At 61.2% G+C, this 19839-nt stretch carries 21 protein-coding genes; 11 read left to right on the top strand and 10 right to left on the bottom strand.

The genetic code is table 11. The features are described from left to right. The first annotated feature begins 103 nt into the window (after positions 1-103). The 5 genes from G7048_RS00215 (at position 104) to G7048_RS00195 (ending at position 3029) form a co-directional block, all read left to right on the top strand. Positions 104-1135: a sulfate ABC transporter substrate-binding protein gene (locus G7048_RS00215; protein WP_166066229.1), complete on the top strand. Its 1032-nt coding sequence runs from the start codon at positions 104-106 to the stop codon at positions 1133-1135. 54 nt (positions 1136-1189) lie between these two features. Beyond that, the gene (locus tag G7048_RS00210) at positions 1190-1471 is read left to right on the top strand and encodes a hypothetical protein (RefSeq protein ID WP_166066228.1); all 282 of its coding nucleotides are present in this window, start codon (positions 1190-1192) and stop codon (positions 1469-1471) included. Positions 1472-1540: 69 nt separating this feature from the next. After that, positions 1541-1693 (top strand): hypothetical protein, encoded by a 153-nt coding sequence (locus G7048_RS00205; RefSeq protein ID WP_166066227.1) that lies wholly within the window; start codon positions 1541-1543, stop codon positions 1691-1693. A 41-nt stretch (positions 1694-1734) separates the two neighbouring features. After that, positions 1735-1950, top strand: coding sequence for a molybdopterin-binding protein (locus tag G7048_RS00200; RefSeq protein ID WP_166066226.1), 216 nt, complete (start codon positions 1735-1737; stop codon positions 1948-1950). 125 nt (positions 1951-2075) lie between these two features. Continuing rightward, on the top strand, positions 2076-3029 hold the full coding sequence (locus G7048_RS00195; RefSeq protein WP_166066225.1) for a CysB family HTH-type transcriptional regulator: 954 nt from the start codon (positions 2076-2078) through the stop codon (positions 3027-3029). 68 nt (positions 3030-3097) lie between these two features. On the opposite strand, the gene G7048_RS00190 is transcribed toward G7048_RS00195, so the two are convergent. Continuing rightward, positions 3098-3562, bottom strand: a complete 465-nt coding sequence (locus G7048_RS00190) for a low molecular weight protein-tyrosine-phosphatase (RefSeq protein ID WP_166070707.1) — start codon at positions 3560-3562, stop codon at positions 3098-3100. A gap of 237 nt (positions 3563-3799) precedes the next feature. On the opposite strand from G7048_RS00190, the gene G7048_RS00185 reads away from it, so the two are divergent. After that, a complete protein-coding gene (locus G7048_RS00185; protein WP_166066224.1) occupies positions 3800-4462 on the top strand; it encodes an SRPBCC family protein in 663 nt (220 codons plus the stop codon). Positions 4463-4466: 4 nt separating this feature from the next. Here G7048_RS00185 and G7048_RS00180 read toward each other — a convergent pair whose 3' ends face one another. Continuing rightward, positions 4467-5693 carry an MFS transporter gene (locus G7048_RS00180; RefSeq protein WP_205750315.1) on the bottom strand — a complete coding sequence of 409 codons (1227 nt, stop codon included), beginning with the start codon at positions 5691-5693 and terminating at the stop codon, positions 4467-4469. Positions 5694-6032: 339 nt separating this feature from the next. On the opposite strand from G7048_RS00180, the gene G7048_RS00175 reads away from it, so the two are divergent. Then, complete coding sequence (locus G7048_RS00175; protein WP_166066223.1) at positions 6033-7082, top strand: methionine ABC transporter ATP-binding protein; 1050 nt, start codon at positions 6033-6035, stop codon at positions 7080-7082. Between the two features lie 4 nt (positions 7083-7086). After that, positions 7087-7752, top strand: a complete 666-nt coding sequence (locus G7048_RS00170) for a methionine ABC transporter permease (RefSeq protein ID WP_166066222.1) — start codon at positions 7087-7089, stop codon at positions 7750-7752. 66 nt (positions 7753-7818) lie between these two features. Here G7048_RS00170 and G7048_RS00165 read toward each other — a convergent pair whose 3' ends face one another. Continuing rightward, positions 7819-9267: a hypothetical protein gene (locus tag G7048_RS00165; protein ID WP_166066221.1), complete on the bottom strand. Its 1449-nt coding sequence runs from the start codon at positions 9265-9267 to the stop codon at positions 7819-7821. 18 nt (positions 9268-9285) lie between these two features. After that, complete coding sequence (locus G7048_RS00160) at positions 9286-10803, bottom strand: hypothetical protein (RefSeq protein ID WP_166066220.1); 1518 nt, start codon at positions 10801-10803, stop codon at positions 9286-9288. 130 nt (positions 10804-10933) lie between these two features. Between G7048_RS00160 and G7048_RS00155 the strand changes: the two genes are divergently transcribed. The 3 genes from G7048_RS00155 to G7048_RS00145 all read left to right on the top strand — a co-directional run bounded on the left by G7048_RS00155 (position 10934) and on the right by G7048_RS00145 (position 13942). Further along, entirely contained in the window at positions 10934-12034 is a 1101-nt protein-coding gene (locus G7048_RS00155; protein WP_166066219.1) for a DUF6817 domain-containing protein, read from the top strand. A gap of 163 nt (positions 12035-12197) precedes the next feature. Continuing rightward, complete coding sequence (locus G7048_RS00150; RefSeq protein WP_166066218.1) at positions 12198-13001, top strand: MetQ/NlpA family ABC transporter substrate-binding protein; 804 nt, start codon at positions 12198-12200, stop codon at positions 12999-13001. A 242-nt stretch (positions 13002-13243) separates the two neighbouring features. Next, complete coding sequence (locus G7048_RS00145; protein ID WP_166066217.1) at positions 13244-13942, top strand: response regulator transcription factor; 699 nt, start codon at positions 13244-13246, stop codon at positions 13940-13942. An 87-nt stretch (positions 13943-14029) separates the two neighbouring features. Here G7048_RS00145 and G7048_RS00140 read toward each other — a convergent pair whose 3' ends face one another. The 6 genes from G7048_RS00140 to G7048_RS00115 are packed head-to-tail and all read right to left on the bottom strand — an operon-like array spanning position 14030 to position 19405. After that, entirely contained in the window at positions 14030-14779 is a 750-nt protein-coding gene (locus G7048_RS00140; protein WP_166066216.1) for a nitroreductase, read from the bottom strand. Continuing rightward, positions 14776-15969: a thiolase family protein gene (locus G7048_RS00135; RefSeq protein ID WP_166066214.1), complete on the bottom strand. Its 1194-nt coding sequence runs from the start codon at positions 15967-15969 to the stop codon at positions 14776-14778. The genes G7048_RS00140 and G7048_RS00135 overlap by 4 nt, the downstream gene beginning before the upstream one ends. Then, the gene (locus G7048_RS00130) at positions 15966-17441 is read right to left on the bottom strand and encodes an AMP-binding protein (protein ID WP_240933109.1); all 1476 of its coding nucleotides are present in this window, start codon (positions 17439-17441) and stop codon (positions 15966-15968) included. Before G7048_RS00130 ends, G7048_RS00135 begins: the two co-directional genes overlap by 4 nt. Continuing rightward, positions 17434-18042, bottom strand: a complete 609-nt coding sequence (locus G7048_RS00125; protein ID WP_166066213.1) for a biotin transporter BioY — start codon at positions 18040-18042, stop codon at positions 17434-17436. The genes G7048_RS00130 and G7048_RS00125 overlap by 8 nt, the downstream gene beginning before the upstream one ends. 13 nt (positions 18043-18055) lie before the next feature. Further along, positions 18056-18649, bottom strand: a complete 594-nt coding sequence (locus tag G7048_RS00120) for a CbiQ family ECF transporter T component (protein WP_166066212.1) — start codon at positions 18647-18649, stop codon at positions 18056-18058. A 9-nt stretch (positions 18650-18658) separates the two neighbouring features. After that, on the bottom strand, positions 18659-19405 hold the full coding sequence (locus G7048_RS00115; RefSeq protein WP_166066211.1) for an energy-coupling factor ABC transporter ATP-binding protein: 747 nt from the start codon (positions 19403-19405) through the stop codon (positions 18659-18661). Positions 19406-19839: the final 434 nt, after the last annotated feature.

The following is a 19839-nucleotide window of genomic DNA, read 5'->3' as shown; positions in this document are numbered from 1 at the left end:
TTGTCGCGTGACTTTCAGAATGCATGACATCGGTAGCAAACAAGCAGTTGAACCAGCAATTTGCGCCGAATCAATTCAAGCAACAGAGACCAGAAAGCACGCCATGAAGAAAGATCGCCGTCACTTTATCAAGTTTCCACTCGCACTCGGGCTCGTTGGGGCTATGGCCCTTGGCGCCGTGCCATCGTTCGCGGCTGATCCGATCAGCTTTCTGAACGTTTCCTACGACCCGACACGCGAGCTGTACGTCGAGTACAACCAAGCGTTTGCCAAGCATTGGAAGGCCAAGACCGGTCAGGACGTGCAGTTCAAGCAGTCGCACGGTGGCTCGGGCAAGCAGGCACGCTCGATTCTGGACGGCATCGACGCCGACGTGGCCACGCTGGCGCTGGGCGGTGACATCGACGCGCTGGCCAAGAATGGTCTCGTCAAGCCGGATTGGCAAAAGCGCCTGCCGCTGAATTCCGCTCCCTACACCTCGACCATCGTGTTTCTGGTGAAGAAGGGCAATCCCAAGGGCATCAAGGACTGGGACGATCTGATCAAGCCCGGCGTTGGCGTGATCACCCCGAACCCCAAGACCTCGGGCGGCGCGCGCTGGAACTATCTGGCTGCATGGGAATTCGCCAAGCGCAAGTACGGCAGCGAAGACAAGGCCAAGGAATTCGTGGGCAGCCTGTTCAAGAACGTGCCCGTGCTGGACACCGGCGCTCGCGGCTCGACCATCACCTTCGTGCAACGTGGTGTGGGCGACGTGCTGCTGGCCTGGGAAAACGAAGCTTTCCTGGCATTGAAGGAATTCGGTCCGGACAAGTTCGAGATCGTCGCGCCTTCGCTGTCCATCCTGGCTGAGCCATCGGTGGCCGTGGTCGACAAGGTCGTGGACAAGAAGGGCACCCGCGCGCTGGCCGAGGAATACCTCAAGCACCTGTACTCGGATGAAGGCCAGGAAATCGCGGGCAAGAACTTCTACCGCCCCACCAGCGAAAAGGCCAAGGCCAAGTTCGACAAGCAATTCCCCAAGCTCACGCTCGTGACCATCGATCAGGCGTTCGGCGGCTGGGCCAAGGCTGACAAGGCGCACTTTGCCGACGGCGGCAGCTTCGACCAGATCTACACGAAGAAGCTGCACTGATGCGCAGTTAGAGAAAGAGCAGGCCATCCACAGCCATCCATCGAGGTGAAAGCCATGAGTGTTTCAAACGCCATTTCCAGCATCGTTTCCAGCACCGCTTCCAGCACGATCTCGCAATCCGACCGCCCGGTCGTCGGCACATGGCGTGCCGCATGGGCGGGGGCGCTCGCTGCGTTGCGTGCGCCGTTCGATCTCAGCTCCGACGAGCTGGATCGTCAGCGAATGCGGGATGTGAACGCGCAGGCTTTCACCGCAATCGACGCATTGCTGCTGACCGACATGTCGCCGGTTTCGTTTGCAGTGGATCGATGTCGCTCGGAGTCTGAAAGCCGTTGACTGCCTGGCAGTCATTCCATCAGCCCTTCCGTCCGATCTCATCCATTTCCAACGAAAGCATTTCAGATCATGTCCGTTCAAGCCAACTCCATTCAACAAAGCCTGCTGCAGGTCACCGCAGCGTCCTGGGGCCTGCGTGCTCCGCGATTTGCAAGCGTGAAAGCCGTGCAGCGCAAGGTCGCCAGCGTCGCTTCGCTGCTGGGCTTTTCAATCTCTTACTGAGCTGCTTATCAGCTGCCCCGCATTTCAAGGAATTCCACATCATGTCCATTCAAGCCATCAACGTACGCAACCAATTCAAGGGCAAGGTCGCCGAAATCATTCGCGGCGAAGTCGTCTCCGAAGTCGATGTGCAGACCCCGTTCGGCATCGTCACCTCGGTGATCACCACGCGCTCCGTGGACGAGCTGGGTCTCACCCTTGGCTCGGAAGTCGTGGCACTCGTGAAATCCACCGAGGTTTCCATCGCCAAGCTTTGATGAAACTTCAGACAAGCCCTGCGCGCAAATGCGTACAGGGTTTGTCTGGCGTCTCTTCACGCGCAGCGCGGCAAACATGCCGCGAGCGCGTGTTTTTTTGCGTTTGAATTCAGACCTATAACAACATGAACTTTCAGCAACTTCGATCAGTGCGCGAGACGGTTCGGCGCGGCTTCAATCTCACGGATGTGGCCAACATCCTGCACACCTCGCAGCCCGGCGTGAGCCGCCAGATCCGCGAATTGGAAGACGAACTGGGTGTGGAAATCTTCGTGCGCGCAGGCAAGCGCCTGACCGGCATGACGCTGCCCGGCGAGGTGCTGCTGCCCATCGTCGAGCGCCTGCTTCTCGAAGCCGAAAACCTCAAGCACGCGGGCGACGATTTCGCCAAAAGCGAGCGCGGCGGCCTGATCGTCGCGGCCACGCACTCGCAAGCCCGTTACGCGCTGCCGCAGGTGGTGCGCGATTTTCGCGAGCTGTGCCCCGATGTGTCCTTGCACCTGCGCCAAGGCTCACCCGAGCAGATCGCGCAGATGCTGCTGTCCGGCGAGGCCGACATCGGCGTGGCGACCGAGGCGCTTGCCAGCTTCGATCAACTCGTCACCTTGCCGTGCTACCGCTGGACGCACTCCATCGTCGTCCCGCCGGGCCATCCGCTGCTAAAGCAAGAGGGCGGCAGCATCACGCTGGAGCAGTTGGCGGCGTACCCGATCATCACCTACGAGTCGGGCTACACAGGCCGTGCGCACATCGACGCCGCATTCAACCGCGCAGGTCTCTCGCCCGACATCGTGCTGACGGCCATGGACGCGGACGTGATCAAGACCTATGTGGAACTCGGCATGGGCATCGGCATCGTCGCATCGATCGCGTTTGACCCCGAGCGTGACCGCCATCTGCATGCCATCGATGCGCGCCATCTGTTCGAGGTGAACCTGACGCGCCTCGGCCTGCGCCGCGGCACGTGGCTGCGCAGCTATGCGTATCGCTTCATCGAGACGTTCGTGCCGACGCTGACCAAGGACGTGGTGCAGGAGGCACTCAAGTCCGAGCAACTTGAGGCTGAGTACGTGATCTGACGACGAAAAGCTGCGCAGAAAAAAAGGCCGCTTTCGATGAGCGGCCTTTCTTCGAGTGCGCGGTCTCTTCAACCCGTCTTGCGTGCCGAAGTGATCGCTGCCAGCACGCCCTGGCAGGCGTCCTCCACCAGATCGAGCACATGCTCGAATCCGCCCGAGCCGCCGTAGTAGGGGTCGGGCACTTCCTTGTCCTTGAAGCGTGTGCAGAAATCCGTCAGCCGGTGCAGCTTGTGTCGCATTTCCGGTGGGCAGATGGCACGTGCGGCGGCTTCGTTGTTGCCGTCCATGACCAGCACCAGATCGAAATCGCTGAAGTCACGGGCGACCAGTTTGCGGGCGCGTTGGGCCGAGAGGTCGTAGCCGCGTTGCGCGGCATGGGCTTGCGAGCGCCGATCGGGTGGTTCGCCCACGTGGTAGCTGTGGGTGCCTGCGGAATCGACATGGATGGCGTGGGCCAGGCCCGCATCGGCCACCAGTTTCTCGAAAACGCCATGCGCCGTGGGGCTGCGGCAGATGTTGCCCATGCAGGCCATGAGCACCCGAAACGGCTGGCCGGGCGGGACTTCGAGAAGGGGCAGGGCGCGTGTGGTCATCGGTTGCCTATGCGGATGGGTCGAAAGTGGGGCGGCTGCGCAGGTCAGCCAAGCCGTCATTCGATGAACTGTGATGATGTTAGTTCACTCTTCGACCGTGAAGAATGGATGTTGTCTGGCTTGCGGCCACTCTCCAACGACCGATATGCTCGCGTATCAATCCATGGGAATGGCGATATGAATGGGCGAGCGAATGGCGTGCGAGTGGTGGTTGGATGCGTGGCGCTGCTGCTGGGTGCGGCGGCGGGAGCCCATGCCGACGACTACCCTTCGGCCGGAAACACGTCCATGGGAACGCGTGCGCCTCAACTCGTATCGCCCAAATCGGTGACGGTGCAGCGCGATGGTGAGCAGTTCCATGTCGATGCGGTCATGCACACCGAGGTGTCGCAGAAAATCGTCTGGGAGGTGCTGACCGACTTTGCGAACTTGAAGCAGATACTTCCCGATGTGCAGGTCAGCGATGTGATTCCTGGTGCGGACGAGCGGCATCTGTCGATCCGGCAGGTGGGCTTGGCGCGCTTTGGGCCGTTCACCAAGAAATACGAATCGACGCGCGAGGTGGTGCTGGTGCCGCAGGAGCACATCAGCGCGACCCATGTGGCTGGCAATGTGAAATCCATGCACAGCGTGATGACGCTGTCGGCAGAGCCGGGCGGCACGCGGTTGGTGTATCACGCCGATGTGGAGCCGGGGTTCTGGCTGCCACCGCTGGTTGGACCAGCGGCGGTGCGCGATCAGACGGCGGAGCAGTTTTCAGCCTTGTTTGCAGAGATGAAGAAGCGCGAGGCTGCAGCACGCGCGGCGGCGACCAAGACGCAGGCCCGAGCCGCTCAGTAGCCTGTCAGTTCGCCGCAGGCAGTTCTTTGGTACGCCAGACCATCGCGCAGATGACAAGATTCATGAGCGCCATGGCCGAGCAGAAAATGATCAGCGCTTGGTTCAGGCCCAGATGGTCGGCCAGCCAGCCCACGGCCATGATCGGGACGATGGTGCCCATGTAGCCGATGATCAGGTAGGAACTGAGCAGGCCTGCGCGCTCGGCCGGAGCGGTGAGCTTGGCCACCACGCCCATGCCGCCCACGTTGGCAAGGCCGTGTCCGAACGAGGTCACGAGCACGGCGGCGATGAACAGCCAGGCCTCGCCGGTCCAGATGGTCAGCATCAACAGCACGTTGCACAGGGCGAGTGCGGTTTCGGAGGTCAGCACGACCGATTTGGTCTTCAGGTTGCGCACGGCGTACTGAAAGGCCGAGGACAGAAACAGAATCATCGCGATCGACAGGCCGCTCACCGCAGGGCCGCTCCATGGCACCAACTCCTTCATGAAACTGGGTGCGAGCGACGAATACAGACTGAACATGCCGAAGGCACTGAACGCGCCCATGCTGGCCAGCCAGAACTGGCGGCGTCCGCGGGCGGGGGGGAAGGTCATCTTGGGCATCCAGCCGGCGAGCGAACGGGTGTTGTCGATGGTGGCTTGCGGGTCGTGCTCGTCCAGCGGCTTGGCGACGGGTTCGGCGCGCAACTGGAAGAGCGCGTAGATCGCCAGCGCGCCCATCAGCGTGGTCGGGATGTAGGCGGTCAGCAGTGGATGCGGCACCCACTGCGCCATCACGCCGCCCAGCAGCGGGCCGATGCCGAAGCCCAGCGTCATCGCCACGGTGGTGAGCGCGGCAATGCGGCGCGGGTCTTTTCCGGGGCTGGCCTGCACCATGCCGACCGAGGCGGAGGTGGTGATCATCCCCGAAGCCAGACCGATCAGCATGCGCGCAACCATGAAGGAAGGCACGTTCCACGCCAGCGCCGAGACCACGACGCCGGTGGTCATCACGATCAGGCCCGCGCGCAGAATCGGCAGAAAGCCAAAGCGCTGGGTGAGCCGCCCCAAAAACAGCAGGCTGACGAGCACGCCGCACATGTAGAGCACAAAGATGTGCGTGATGTCACTGGGGCGCAGCTTCCAGGCGGCCTGGTAGATCGGGTAGAGGGGGCTGGCGAGCGCAGTGCCCATCACGCCCACGCACATGGAATAACCGATCCAGAGAACAGGGGGCCAGCGGCTTTGCATTGATGGAGAGAGGTAGGGGGGAGAGGCGGTTGCGCGGCAGCCACAAGTGGCCGGAAAGTCGTCCGGATGGGACGGCCTTTGCGAACGCCTTAAAATCAGGGGAAACCCGGATGATAGCGAGTGCGGAAAAACTCTGCTGTCAGTGTTGGCCCCGAATGGCTTGCTGAAGCCCCTTTGTGCTTATAACTTCCGGGTCTTAATACTTAACGTAATGTTCGTTGTGACATTCATGACGAACGATTACATTTCAAGCCATCCAATTAATTCCTGAAAGCGCGCCGCTGCAGGTTGGTGGGACTGATCTCCCATCAGGCTTGCTGCGGCGTGTTTTTTGCATTCATGATCGATTTACGGGGTATTACCCAGATCTACAAGGGCCCAAAAGGCCCGGTTGAGGCGTTGCGCGGTATTGATCTCAAGATCGGCGCGGGCGAAGTGTTCGGCATCATCGGGCGTTCCGGCGCGGGCAAGAGCTCGCTGGTGCGTGTCATCAATCTGCTCAACCGACCGACGGCGGGCGAAGTCATCGTCGCCGGGCGCGACCTGACCAAGCTGAGCGACGCCGAGCTGCGTCAGGCACGCCGCGAAATCGGCATGGTGTTCCAGCACTTCAACCTGCTGTCTTCGCGCACCGTCTATGACAACGCCGCGCTGCCGCTCGAACTGGCCGGCATGAGCAAGGACGCGATCAAGAAGCGCATCGACCCGCTGCTTGAACTGGTGGGTCTGGACCAACTGGCGGATCGCTATCCAGCGCAGATTTCCGGCGGTCAGAAGCAGCGTGTGGGCATTGCGCGCGCGCTCGCCAGCAACCCCAAGGTGCTGCTGTCGGACGAGGCGACTTCCGCGCTCGACCCGGAAACCACACGCTCGATTCTCGATCTGCTGCGCAAGGTGAACAACGAACTCGGCGTCACCGTCGTGCTCATCACGCACCAGATGCAGGTGGTCAAGCAGATCGCCGACCGCGTGGCCGTGATCGAGGCCGGTCGCATCGTGGAGATGGGCCGCGTGATCGACGTGTTCACCCGTCCGCAAGAAGCCATCACCAAGAGCCTGATCGATGAGATCGTGCCGCAGGAGCTTCCCGCCAGCGTGTTCGACCGCGTGCGTCACCTGTCGGCGCAAGCGCAGGGCTTTGGCCAGAGTGGCCGTCTGCTGCGCTTGTCGTACTCGGGTGAGCAGGCTTATCAGCCGATTCTCTCGCGTCTGATCCGTGAGCATTCGCTGGATCTGTCCATCCTGCATGGTCAGGTCGATGAAATCCAGAACCAGACCTTTGGCTCGCTGGCCGTGTTCGCCAGCGGCCAGCAAGTGCAGCTCGACGCCACCGTGGCCGAGTTGCGCGCGCAGGGCGTGCTGGTGCAGGAAGTGGCGTTGGAGGACTGAAGCGATGTTCGAGAATTTTTCTGAAATGATGCTGGAGCTGTTCGCCCAATCGCTCTGGGAAACCATCATCATGGTCGGCGTGTCCGGCCTCGTCGGTGGGCTGATCGGCATTCCGCTCGGCGTGTTCCTGCGCCTGACCGACAAGGGCGGCGTGCTCGAAAACAGCCCGCTCAACAAGACCGTCGGCTGGATCGTGAACGCCGTGCGCTCGACCCCATTCATCATCCTGCTGGTCGCGATCATCCCGTTCACGCGCTTGATCACCGGCTCGTCCATCGGCACCTGGGCCGCAGTCGTTCCACTGACGCTGGCTGCTGCGCCGTTCGTGGCACGTCTGGTCGAAACCGCTTTGCGTGAAGTCGACAACGGCCTGATCGAAGCAGCGCAATCGATGGGCGCCACCACCAGCCAGATCGTCTGGAAGGTGCTGCTGCCCGAGGCGCTGCCCGGCATCGTCGCGGGCCTGACCATCAGCTTCGTGAGCCTGACCGGCTACTCGGCCATGGCCGGCGCCATCGGCGGCGGCGGTCTGGGTGACCTGGGTATCCGCTACGGCTACCAGCGCTTTCTGCCCGACATCATGCTGGCCGTGGTGATTGTGCTGATCTTCTTTGTGCAGGCCATCCAGAGCTTGGGCGACTGGGCCGTACGCCGCCTGAGCCACAAGTGATGCTAGCGATCTGCTGACATCCAAGAAGGGGGCCTGACGACAGTCGGCTCCCTTTTGTTTTATGGACTAGAACTTGACGTGGTAGGTCTTGGAGCGTCCCGGATTCTGATTCTGCGACTCGCGGCCCTCGAACACCAGACTGTGGCTGAGAGCGTCCCATTGCATGGGCTCCAGCGTGTAGGGATTGCGCAGGTTCTCCGGTGATTGGGCTAGCCATGTGGGCATCTTGTCGGCGGGAATGTTCTGTTCCTTGGCCTGCAGCATCAGCAGGACCATGCGCCGGTGGGCATCGACGTCGAAGCGGCGTTGAATGTAGGTGGAGAAGTTGGGTTTGCCAATATCGGCGAGCACGTTGCCTGCAAAGTTGCGCACACCAAACCAGCGGGATCGCTGCTCGCTCAATTCCTTTTCGCGTTGCTCGAATGCTTTGAGCGCTGCGTCGTATTCATGGGCTGGCACGAGTGTGGTCGGCAGATAGAGCTGCCACCACTTCACTTGTTGATTCAGCGATTCGTTGGGCAGGTACGTCATGCGCACCCATGCGGACTCCAATGCTGCGCGCCAGGCGGGGCGGTCCTGTGTCGCTTCATTCAGAATGCTCCGCCATTCGCTGTCATCCTTGCCGATGAGCTGCATCATTCGCACCTGAAACTGCGTCTCGCCGACGAGACCCGAATGGAGCGACGGCGGCGGGATCTGCACCAGCGCCTTGGCCAGTTCGTATGCCTTGGGTGAGTGGGGTGGCGTGTCTGTTGCCATCAAGTCGGCAAGCCAGCGCTGCATGCGGTATTGCATTGCCAGCGCAATCATGCTGCTCACCAACTGAGTGGTGCCATCGCCCAAGCCGTGCGTTACGCGATCACCCCGCATGGCTTCGCTCAGCGCTTGCTCTTGCTGCCCTGAATGCCACAGCAGGCTGGAGCGCGCCAGTTGCAGCTCTTGGGTGCGCATCAGTACCTGATAGGGCGGGAGCAAATGCCAGAAATAGACCGGAGACTCGCTTTGGAACTGCGGCGCGTCGGCAGCGGCCGCAAAACGTTGGAGCATGGGCTGCTGCGCGGCGATGACAGCTTGCAACTGGCTGGCGTGCTCCACGTACCAGTCATGGCAGTTGATGGGCGCATCCACATCTGTCTTGCAGCGCAATCCATCTGGCAAGATCTGTTGGACTTTGACGGACGCGGGCGGCTCCACGGGCGCAGGGGCCTTGGTTGCGTCTGCCTTGAAACCCTCCTGATCGAACCACTGCTTGCGTTCGATTTCACGTTGCAGGCGTTGTTTGCCGAGTTGACGGGCGGCTTCAACGGGATCGCCTTCAAGAGGCGCGTCGAGCCCGGCGATGATGGGGAATCCATTGGCGATGCCGGGCAGTTCCTTGGCTGGCTCCGCGTCCAGAACCGCGCGTGCGTCATCGCTCAGCGGGGAATCTCGCCAATTGGCTGCAACCACAAAGGCCACGGTCAACAGCAGCAGGACAAAGAGGGTGGTGACGATGGCAATAAGCAGTTTGCGCATGGGTGCTGATGTGGACTTTCAGCGCAACTCTATGCGATAAAACTTTGAATCGTCAGCATCCGCGCGTTGTTTGACGCGGCCTTCGAACACCAGACTGCGCTTGGCTGCGTCCCATTGCATGGGCTTGCCATCGTATGGATTGCGCAGCGGCGAAGCGCTTTGTGCCAGCCAGCCGGGCATGGAGTCCGGTGCCAAGTTCTGCTGGATGGCCAGCAACTGCAATTGCACGAGCCGGCGATATCCGCTGGCATCGATCTCGCGGCGGATGTAGTCGACGTAGCTGGTGTCCCAGTCGACAGCGCGATCCATCAATTTCTGACCGACGATGTTGCGCGCTCCGTACCATTCGTCGCGCTTGCTGTGCAAGGCCTTGCGTTGATCGCTGGTGGCTTCGAGTGCTTTGTCGAATTCGATGGTCGGCACATCCGCCAAGGCCATGGTGAGACCGAACTGCTCGACCGCGATGTTGGTGCTTTGATGCGGCAGGTACAGCAGGGAGCTGATGTAGCGACGCGCTGGCAGCGATTGGGTGGAAGGCCTCGCGCGGCGGGGTTCGTCGGCGGCTTTCGCATCTGTCTTGGGTTGCTCTTCGGGCTTGTTCGACGCGGCATTTGTATCTGGTTCTGGGAAGGTCAGAAAGATGCCCAGCGAAGCGTTCACACTGGCGAAATACACCATTTCTCCGTGCAAGCCGTCACGCACGGTCAGGCGCGGAGCATCGAGCAGCTTCTGCAGTCGTTCCGCATCCTGTGGACGCAGCTTCTTGCCTTCGCGCGTCAGCACCTGGCTGATCCATTGGGTGCATGCCTTGTTGAGCCAGGAGGTGGCCATCGCACTCAGCGAAAGAGAGTCCGAACGCGCAAGACGTTGGCGCAGTTTTTCGAGCAGCTCGACCTGATCGAGCGCCTTGTCATACGCCTTGTCATTCCACAGCAGGCTGGCCTGCGCGAGTTGCAGCATCACCGCATGGCGCAGCGCATTGGTGTTGTAGGTCTGGTCGCCTTGGTAGATCGGGAAAATGTTGGCGTATTGCGGTGCGTTGGCGATGGCGGCAACACGTGCCAGCGCCGCGCGTCTTGCAGGATCGGTCGCGGAGATGGCCTTGCGGTTCTGCACATACCAGGCAATGCAATCGGGCTGCGCGGGCTTGCAGTGCAGTTCAAGCGGCAGGATTTGTTCTGGCGTGATCGGCTTGTCCATCTTGATGGGCGCGGGGGACTTGGGATCGTCGAACGAGCCAAAACGCTCGTTCCATCTGAAGCGCTCCTGCTCGCGTTGGAGAAACTTCAGGCCCAGCTGTCTGGCAGGCTCGACCGCATCGGCTTTGGGCTTTTCGGGGACTGGCGCGTCAAAGCCCGCCAGCAGCACGTGGCCGTTGCCATTGACCTGGTTGCCAATGGGCTGGATGTAGACCAGCGCCTTGCGCGAGGTTTCGGAGAGCGGCTCGTCCTGCCAATTGGCGGCGGCCAGATAGCCCAGTGCGCCAAGCGCCAAGGCGAAGATGGTGACCAGAACCCAGATGATGGCTTTGCTCATGAAGGGCCATCATAGAGGGCGATGGTGACACCGTCTGTGGTTTTCGCTGCGTGCGCAGCGAGCATTTGCCCCAATGCGATGACGCATGCGTGCAGGCATAGTGACGGATTCACATGGAGACACAAGAACGATGACACCCCTTTGGCAAACACTCGACAGACATCTTTTCTCGCGCGCGCAGCAACTGCTCGACGAAAACTGGATCACCAAGGACCCGGAATTGGCACCGGTGCTGCCCGTGGTGCTGGAGCGCGGAGTGGGTCAGGATTGGCACAAGGCGGGCACGTTTCGCCACCATCTTTATGGCGTGGCTCGCTCGCTGGCGTTGTGGCAGCAACCGCATGACGTGCAGTTGCTCGGGCTGCTGCACAGCGTGTACGGCAATGCCTTTGTCGATCTGGTGAAGTTCGATGCGCGTACCGAGCGCGCGCGGCTGCAGGAGCTGGTGGGCGAGGAGGCCGAGCATCTTGTCTACCTGTTCTGCACCATGAGCCGCAGCCAGTTCATCAACAAGGTGCTGGAGCGCGATTTCGACGAGGACGGCGGCATGGAGCTGGAACTCAACGGCCCCGCGCCGAGGGCGACCGTGCAACTCACGCCGCGTGAGGTGGCTACCTTCATCATCGTGAGCATGGCGGACACGATCGAGCAGTGGTTCAGTTGGCAGGAGGAAATCTATTCGCGCTCGCCCAACGTGGACATCTCGCGCAAGCAGGCCGTGCATTGGGCGGCGTCGCTCTGGCCGGGGCCGATGCGCCCACCAAGCCGCAAGATATCGCAACTGTCGCAGCTCGGGCTGGCGCTGCAGCATCCGGGGCTCAAGCACCAGTTGCCGATTCCGCCCGTGTTCGACCACTGCACGCAGAGCGTGAGCAAGGAAAACGATGCAGCTGCGACCTCGCTGTACTGGTCGGTGATTCAGTTGGATCAGCCTCTGGTCGATCTGGACGTGGTCACCAACGTGCTCGAGCAGGCGGTTCGCCTCAACCCCTGGGTGGGCGAGCCACAGATGGTGCTGGCGCAGGTCTACCTGTCGGCCGACCGGCAGGAAGACGCAGTGCACGCCGCCCGGAGTGCGTTGCAGTGCTTCAGCGCTTGGGGCAACGCGTGGGACAAGCGCGTGCAATGGGATGCCTGGATCGCCTGGACGCGCATTCTGCTTCAGTCGGCGGAAGAGGGCACTTGGCCCGAGCGGCTGGACAAACTCAACAACCTTGCGCTTCGGCCTTGAGGTTATTTAATCGGATTACATGACCATATATGGCTTTGCGCAAACAGCGCTGTCGCACAGGGAGCATCGCGATGGTTGTTTGCATATGGAAAAGGAATCTTATAACTGAGTGCTGATGTGGATTACGATGATCGGTTTTCCATTTGGCAGAAAGCCGAACATCATGTTCTCCAAACGCACTCTTCTTCAAACGACCCTCGCTCTGGCTGCGGCGGCAGCCTTCTCCGGTTCTGCCATGGCGCAGGAAAAGACCTCCATCAAGGTGGGCGTGACCGCTGGCCCGCACGCGCAGATCATGGAGCAGGTCAAGAAGGTGGCCGAGAAGGAAGGTCTCAAGATCCAGGTCATCGAATTTGGCGATTACGTGCAGCCCAACGCCGCGCTGTCCGCCGGTGAACTGGACGCCAACAGCTACCAGCACCGTCCGTACCTCGACGCTCAGGTCAAGGACCGCGGCTACAAGATCAGCTGGGCCGCCGACACGGTGAATTTCCCCATCGGCATTTATTCCAAGAAGATCAAGAAGCTCGACGAGCTGCCATCCGGCGCGAAGTTCGGCATTCCGAACGACCCGACCAATGGTGGCCGCGTGCTGCTGCTCCTGCAATCCCTGGGCTTGATCAAGCTGAAGGAAAACGCCGGCCTCAAGGCCACGCCGCTGGATGTGGTTTCAAACCCCAAGAAGCTGCGCTTCGTGGAGCTGGATGCCGCTCAACTGCCCCGTTCGCTGGACGATCTGGACGCCTCGGCGATCAACACCAACTTTGCGATCTCGGCAGGTCTGAATCCGAAAACGGACTCTATCGCTCTTGAATCCGCCAAAAATCCATATGTAAATATTCTTGTCATCCGAGATACGGATAAGGGCAAGGCTTGGGTGGGCAAACTGATCAACGCCTATCAATCGGAAGAAGTCCGCAAGTTCATCGAGACCCAATTCAAGGGTTCCGTGATCTCGGCATTCTGAAACTGACAAAACCAGTCACCGTGCGCCTCGGTGGCTGGTTTTGATGCTGGTTAAGAGCTTTCTCAATGATCGAAATGATTTGCGATTGACTACAGTAATTGAGTGGTTTCTGCAAGAATGACCTAACAATTATTTACAATAGACTGTAGCAATGACATACACATTGTGAGTGACTAAGTGTTTTTGTGCATGGCGCAACTGGATGTTGATGACGAAAATTTTGCAAAACTTGTGGTTTCACTATGCAACAAATTCTCACATCGTCAGTCAAGTTCACAGTCGCAGTCGTAGACGGTGATGAAACACATCGCATACAGGTGTGTAGGTTCCTCGAAGAGTCGGGGTATACGACCTGGGGGGCGAACTCGATAGAGGACTTCTACATTGGTCTTCTCAAGGAGAAAGCCGATCTGGTCATCATCGATCTGGATCTGGGCGTGGACCCCGGTCTGGCCCTGATTCGTCGACTGGTTGCTCAGCGCATTCCGGCCATCGTGCTGTCACAACACGCCAATTCGGGTGCGCGGGTCGCGAGTCTCGATGCGGGTGCGCTGCAGTACTTCATCAAGCCGCTGTCGCTGGCAGAGCTGGGGGCGGGCATTCGTGCCCAGTTGCGTCAGCTCGAAATGCGCGTGACCAACGCCGAGCAGCAGAACTCCTGGCGTCTGGACCTGAGCGTGCCGCGCCTGATCGCTCCCAACCAGAAGACCATTCGCCTGACCAGCCGCGAATGCGAGTTGCTGGAATGCCTGATGGCGGCCAATGGCGGCATGGTGTCCAAGACCAATCTGGTCAAGGCCATGGGGCATGCCGAGGCGGAAGATGGCTTTCACCGCATCGAATCCTCGCTGATGCGCCTGCGCCGCAAGACGTTGGCCGGCACGCAGTTGATGCTTCCGGTGCGAGCGGTGTTCGGCAAGGGGCTGGTTTTTGTGCCCTGACCCAAAATCACCGAGGTGATTTTTTATTTACCAAGTGGTTAATAGTCAATTCCTAATATTGAAAGTAAGGGTCAATAGTTGGATTCACTAGGCGGTCGGTGTAGGACAGCGCGCCGCCTCTGAATGCGAGCAAAAGTGTGTTTCCGACCGTTGTTCGAAATACACGCTCAAGGGGAGGCGCTGCGTGATCGTCTGATTGACCGGTGCGCTCATGTCGGGCCATCCCAGCGCCACACCGCAGACAATGTGCTGATCGGCCGGAAGTTGCAGCACCTCACGAATGGTCTGCGCATGCGACGCCATGGCCCCAATCGCGCAACTGCCCATGCCCACGGCCGATGCGGCAAGTTGCAGACCGTGCAGCGCCATGCCCAGATCCATGTAACCCCCCGCACCAAAATTCGCGTCGATGGTGACGATGAGAGCGACCGGTGCATCGAAGAAACGGTAGTTGCGCTCGAACTGTGATTCACGTCCCGGCGCATCGTCACGCGCAATGCCGATGGCGCTGTACAGCGCTTGCGCGGCGGCCACTTGGCGCTTGCGCAACTGCATGGGCATGGGACGGGGAAAGTAGCCGTAGTCTTCGCGCTCCTCGACTTCGTTCTGTCGATTGCGCAGCAGCGCATTGCTCAACTCAATGCGTGCATTGCCGCAGACTTGAATGAATCTGCCTGGCTGCAGATTGGCTCCGCTCGGCGCAGCGCGCGCGGCCTGCAGGAGCTGTTCGAGCAAGGCTTGCGGAACAGGCTGATTGGTGAAGGCGCGAATGGAGCGGCGTTGATGCAGCAACTGCAAAGCCTGCGAGGCTGCGCTGTGTTCGTAGGGCACATTCATCGTGAAATTTCCATTTGAACCATGCAGGCCGAACCCAGCCCGCCTGCGCCCGCAATGGCGGCCAGACCGATGCGCGGCGTCGTTGAATCAGTCATCTGCTGAAGCTGCAATGTGTTCAGCAGACTCACCAGCGCCACCGCGCCGGATGCGCCAATGGGGTGACCACGGGCAAGCCCACCGCCCAGTGTGTTGATGTCTTCGGGCTGGAGGCCCAAGTCTTCGCAGAACGACAAGCCTTGCGCTGCAAATGCGTCATGCAGTTCGATGGCGTGCATGTCGCTTGCTTGCCGGTTCCCGTGTCGATGCAGGACTGCTTTCGCAGCGGTTGCAGCAGCAGTCAACGGCATGCGCGAGTCACCGCCAATGCTTGCACTCGCGAGCCAAAGCGCCGGGGCAGAAATGCCTGCCCGCTGGCATGCGCGATCCGAGGCGAGCAGCACCATGGCCGCGCCATCGGCTTTGGCGGACACGGTCAGCGCGCTCAATCCAAAGCGACGCGCTTCATCTGCTCTCGCATGCGCGATCACGGGCATGCGTGCTGCGCGTGCGGGATCGATATGGCGCGGGTACATGTCGCGGTCGCAGTCTGCCATAGTGATCAGATCGTGCAGCATCGACGACTGCTGTGCACGCAATGCGCGCTCGTGGCTGAGGAGGGCGTAGGCATCCTGCTGAGCACGGCTGAATTGCCGCGCGAAGGCGTGTTCGCTCGCGGCCTCAAGCAGGTCCGGGTCCTGAGCAGGGTCGGGTGCAAACGCCGGGCGTTCGTAGGCGGTTGGCAGCTCCGTTGCAAGCAGCGGCCTCGTCTGCCGGATCGGCGCGCGGCTCCATGCCTCGACACCGCCTGCGATGACGAACTCGGCCTGACCCGACGCAATCAGGCCGATGGCCATGCCGACGGCATCCAGTCCGGCGCAGCATTGGCTGTCCACGCTGATGGCCGCGCAGGTTTGCGGAAGTCCGGCGGCAAGCGCCGTCATGCGCGCTGGATTGCCGCCCGCGCCCATAGCGTTGCCAAGCACTACGGCATCGATTTGATCGCCATGCAAGTGGGTGCGAGCGAGCAGGGTTTGCAGAACGGGCGCTGCAATTTCGTGCGGCAGCAATGCATTGAATGCGCCGCCCTTGGGCGCAATCGCACTGCGTGCCCACGAAACAATGGCGGGGTTTGCGGGTGAAGAAGTCGTCATGATTGCCATGCGACGAGTGTCGTCACTTCGCCGTTCAGGTGCTGCTGCACCAGACTCGCGAGCGCGCGGTGATCGGTCTTGCCACTGCTGGTCTGCGGCCAGTCGCTGCAGGACCACCATTGCCTTGGCTGCTTGAAGCTTTCCGTGCGCACCTGCAGCCACTGCGTCAGCCGCTGCACCAGAGGCGCTTCGACCAGATCGTCCTGCCATTGCACGACTGCGTGGATCTGCATGCCGCGCAGCTCGTCGGGAATGCCGAGCACCGACGCACGTGCAATCGACGGATGTGTCTGCAGCAGGTCTTCCAACTCTTCGGGAAAAAGATTCTTGCCGCGCGTGACGATCATGCGGCTTTCGCGACCCGCGAGATGCAGCAGACCGCTTTCATCGACGTGGCCCATGTCGCGCACCGAAAGCCAGTCGCCATCGCGCAGCACGCCCGTGCGGTCCACGTTGTCGCCGACATAGTCCATGAACACCATGGGGCTGCGAAGATAGATCAGACCGGTACCGTCTGCAGGCTGCTCCGTCGCAGGTCGAATCGACAACTGCACATTGCTGAACGGCCTGCCGACGGCGGACGCGGGCGCATCGGCGTCGGCGTCCATCCACGCGATGTAGCTGGCCTCGGATGCGCCGTAAAACTCGACGATGCGCGCGTTGGGAAACAGCCGCTGGAGCGCGGGCGTTTGCGAGCGCATCCAGCGTGCGCCGCTGATCTGCACGAGCTGCACGCCGGTGATGGGTGGCATGTCGCGCTGCGCCGCCCATTGCAGCATCAGCAGCAATTGGCTGGGCACGGCCACCAGCACAGGCGCGATGCCGTCCGCCAGCGATTGAAGGCAACGCAGTGCCGAGAATTTCTCTTGCACTACGGCACCCGCACCGCACCACAGCCCATGCATCACGCCGAACAGGAACAGCGAATGCGACATGCGTCCTGGCGCGAGCGCGCGCTGCGCGGCGATGGGGCCGAAGTCCGCAATGCTCACGCGAAAGCTCTCGGTCCATGAGCGGTGGTGGCGCATGAAACCCTTGGGAATGCCGGTGCTGCCCGAGGTGAACCCAGTGTAGAACGCGGCCAGCGGCGTGGCTTCGGTCAGCTCGCTTGCGTCGGTGGGCAGGCAGGCGCGAACGCGTTCATGCACGAACTGCGGCCACTCGGGATCGGCCACGGCTGCGCAGCGTCCGCTGGCGATGATGGCGAGAAAATCGATCACGCATTCCAGCGTGCCGCGCGATGTGTCGAGCAGCAGCATTTGCGGTTTGCGTTGCTGTGCGATGGCTGCGCTGCGTTCGGAAACTTCCGCATTCAGTTGCGCGAACGTGAGGCTGCGTGTTTCGTTCTGCAACGCCACTGCGTTGGGCGTGACTGCCGCCCAATGCGCGAGCGGGCCGTGCACCAGTTCCCAGAAATCGCGCAACGGTGCGGCGAGTTCGTGCACGTCCGATTTGATTGCAGACTCAGACACGGCGACCACCAAACTGCCAATCAGGCAGACCACGCGCCACGGTGTGGGTGATGACGGCGCACAGCACGCACTTGATCAGATCGCCCGGTACAAACGCGAGCGTGGTGATCACGGCTTGCTTGAGCGACATGTGCGCCATCAGCATGAGCCCGGCAACGCCCATCGCATGCAGCGCGAGCAGGCCGCCGACGAGCGCGGCAACGAATGCGCCGAGGCCAATCCACATGGGGCTGCGCTGGGGCATGGCGCGCATGACGAGTCCGGCGATCAGCGCTGCAGGTGCGTAGCCGATCAGATAGCCCGCAGACGGGGCCATGAACACGCCGATGCCACCGCGTCCGCCGGACAGCAGCGGCAGGCCCGCAGCGACTGCGAGCAGAAACAGTGCCATCGCCTGAAACCCGCGCTTGGGGCCCAGCAGCACGCCTGCGAGCATCACGCCGAGCGACTGTGCGGTGATCGGCACGCCCATGGGCAGATCGATCTTGGGGATGAGTCCGAGCACGGCCATGAGCGCCGCGAAGAGCGCGACCTGCGCCATGGACGAGGCGGCAGAGCGCGAGACGGTGTGGGTGGGCTTGTGGTTGGGGTTGGTGTTCATGAATGGACTCCTGTCAATGACCAAGACGTGCCCACAGCGCGTCGGCAACGCGGCGTGTGGCAAGCAGCATGTGGATGGCAAGCGGCGCGATCAATCGCAGGCCGCCGGGCTTGCCGGTGCGCAGGCGATACGCGTCGGCGAGCTTTTGCCACTGGGTGAAGAAATGCTCGGTGAAGCGCAGCATCAGCGCGATCTGCAGGGCCAACCGTTCGGGATGCAGGCCAAAGCGCGACAGCGGCGTGAGCAGGCCTTCGAGCACATCGACGATATCCGCAGGCCGCGTGGTGATGGTGAATGCAACCCCCAGCACCGAGGCGCTCACCAGCCGCAAGGTGCTGGCAGCGGCAATCCGGTAGTTACCCATGACGACGTGGAACGCCGCCACGAGCAAGGCTGCGATCAGCACCGAAACCAGCAGCCGTCGTGCGCCTGTGGTGGCCTGACCCAGCGAGAACCAGAGCGCAGCGCATGCGCAAGCCGCCAGCGCCAGAACGATGGGCGACTGCGTGATGAACAGCAGTGCGCCCAGCACCGCCAGCGCCAGCAATTTGCGGCCCGCCGCGATGCGGTGCAGCCAGGTTGGAATGTCGCTGTAGAGGCTTCCCATGGTCGTGCTTCAGTTGTGCGGGATGTGGGCACGCGCGGCCACATCGGCCTCGTAGGCAGTGCAGACTTCCGCTCCCGGCCCGTCGGAGCGAACACGGCCTTGATCGAGCCAGATCACGCGCGAGAAGCCACGTACATGCGAGAGCAAATGGGTCGATACCAGCACTTGCTGATCGGCGCTGGCAATGTCTTGCGCCAGTTTGGCCTGTCCGGGCAGGTCGAGGCTGGCAAAGGGCTCGTCCAGCAGCAGCACGCGCGGCTTGGCGGCCTGCAGCGCAAGCCAGCAGACATGCTGGCGCTGGCCTTGGCTCAGGCTGCTCACCGCACGGTCGGCCCAGCTCTCCAAACCTCGATCAGCCAGCAGGGCGCGTGCTGCCTGATGCGCTTCGGCTTTTTTCAGGCCACGGGTGCGCAGCGAGAGCGCGATTTCTTCGACCACCACGGGAAAAATGATCTGGTCGTCCGGGTTCTGGAACATCAAGCCGACGAGCGCAGCGCGTTCCTGTCCGGCGGATTGGATCTCGGTATCACGAATGCACACGCGCCCCGATTGCGGCACTTCCAGTCCGCACAGCAGGCGCAGCAAGCTGGTCTTGCCAGCGCCGTTGTCGCCAATCAGGCCGATGCGTGGTTCATTCAGAGAAAGGCCCAAGCCATCGAACACCTGCGTGCGCCCACGGCGGAGCACCACATCTTGCAGCGTGATGCCTGCAGTGTGGCTGGGCGTGGCGAAAGTGGACGAAGGGGATGAATGCATGGTTTGGAGCGAAAGGTGAGGGCATCCCCGCAAAGGCGAGTGCGATGCCTTTTTCATTCTATGGATCGCAAATGCCTTCAACACATGCTGAATCTGCTCGCAAGTGAATTTAATTGCGTTGGAAAATCTGCTCCAACGTCGGTTATTTCGCAGCCAAGATGTCGTCGCGTTAGCCGAAGTTGGCTGCTTGATGCAAGACGTTCGGGTTTGTGAAAATGGAATGTTGCGATCTTGCTTTCAATATCGGTCAACTTCGCCTAAATGCAGCGATTTTCGGTTCGGGCTTTGGCTATTTTGACGAAAGTCATGTAACAGCCTCAGCACATCTCTCGGCAATTGCGGTCGATTTCGCACTGCAGCGCACCGATTTGGGCTCTTGGGTAAGCTCTCACCATTGAATTTCCCTTTGCGTCCGCGCCGTGGTGGCCGTTCGC

This window comes from Diaphorobacter sp. HDW4B (assembly GCF_011305535.1).
In the GTDB taxonomy this organism is placed as follows: domain Bacteria; phylum Pseudomonadota; class Gammaproteobacteria; order Burkholderiales; family Burkholderiaceae_C; genus Diaphorobacter_A.
This window is presented reverse-complemented; position numbering and strand designations above follow the sequence as displayed.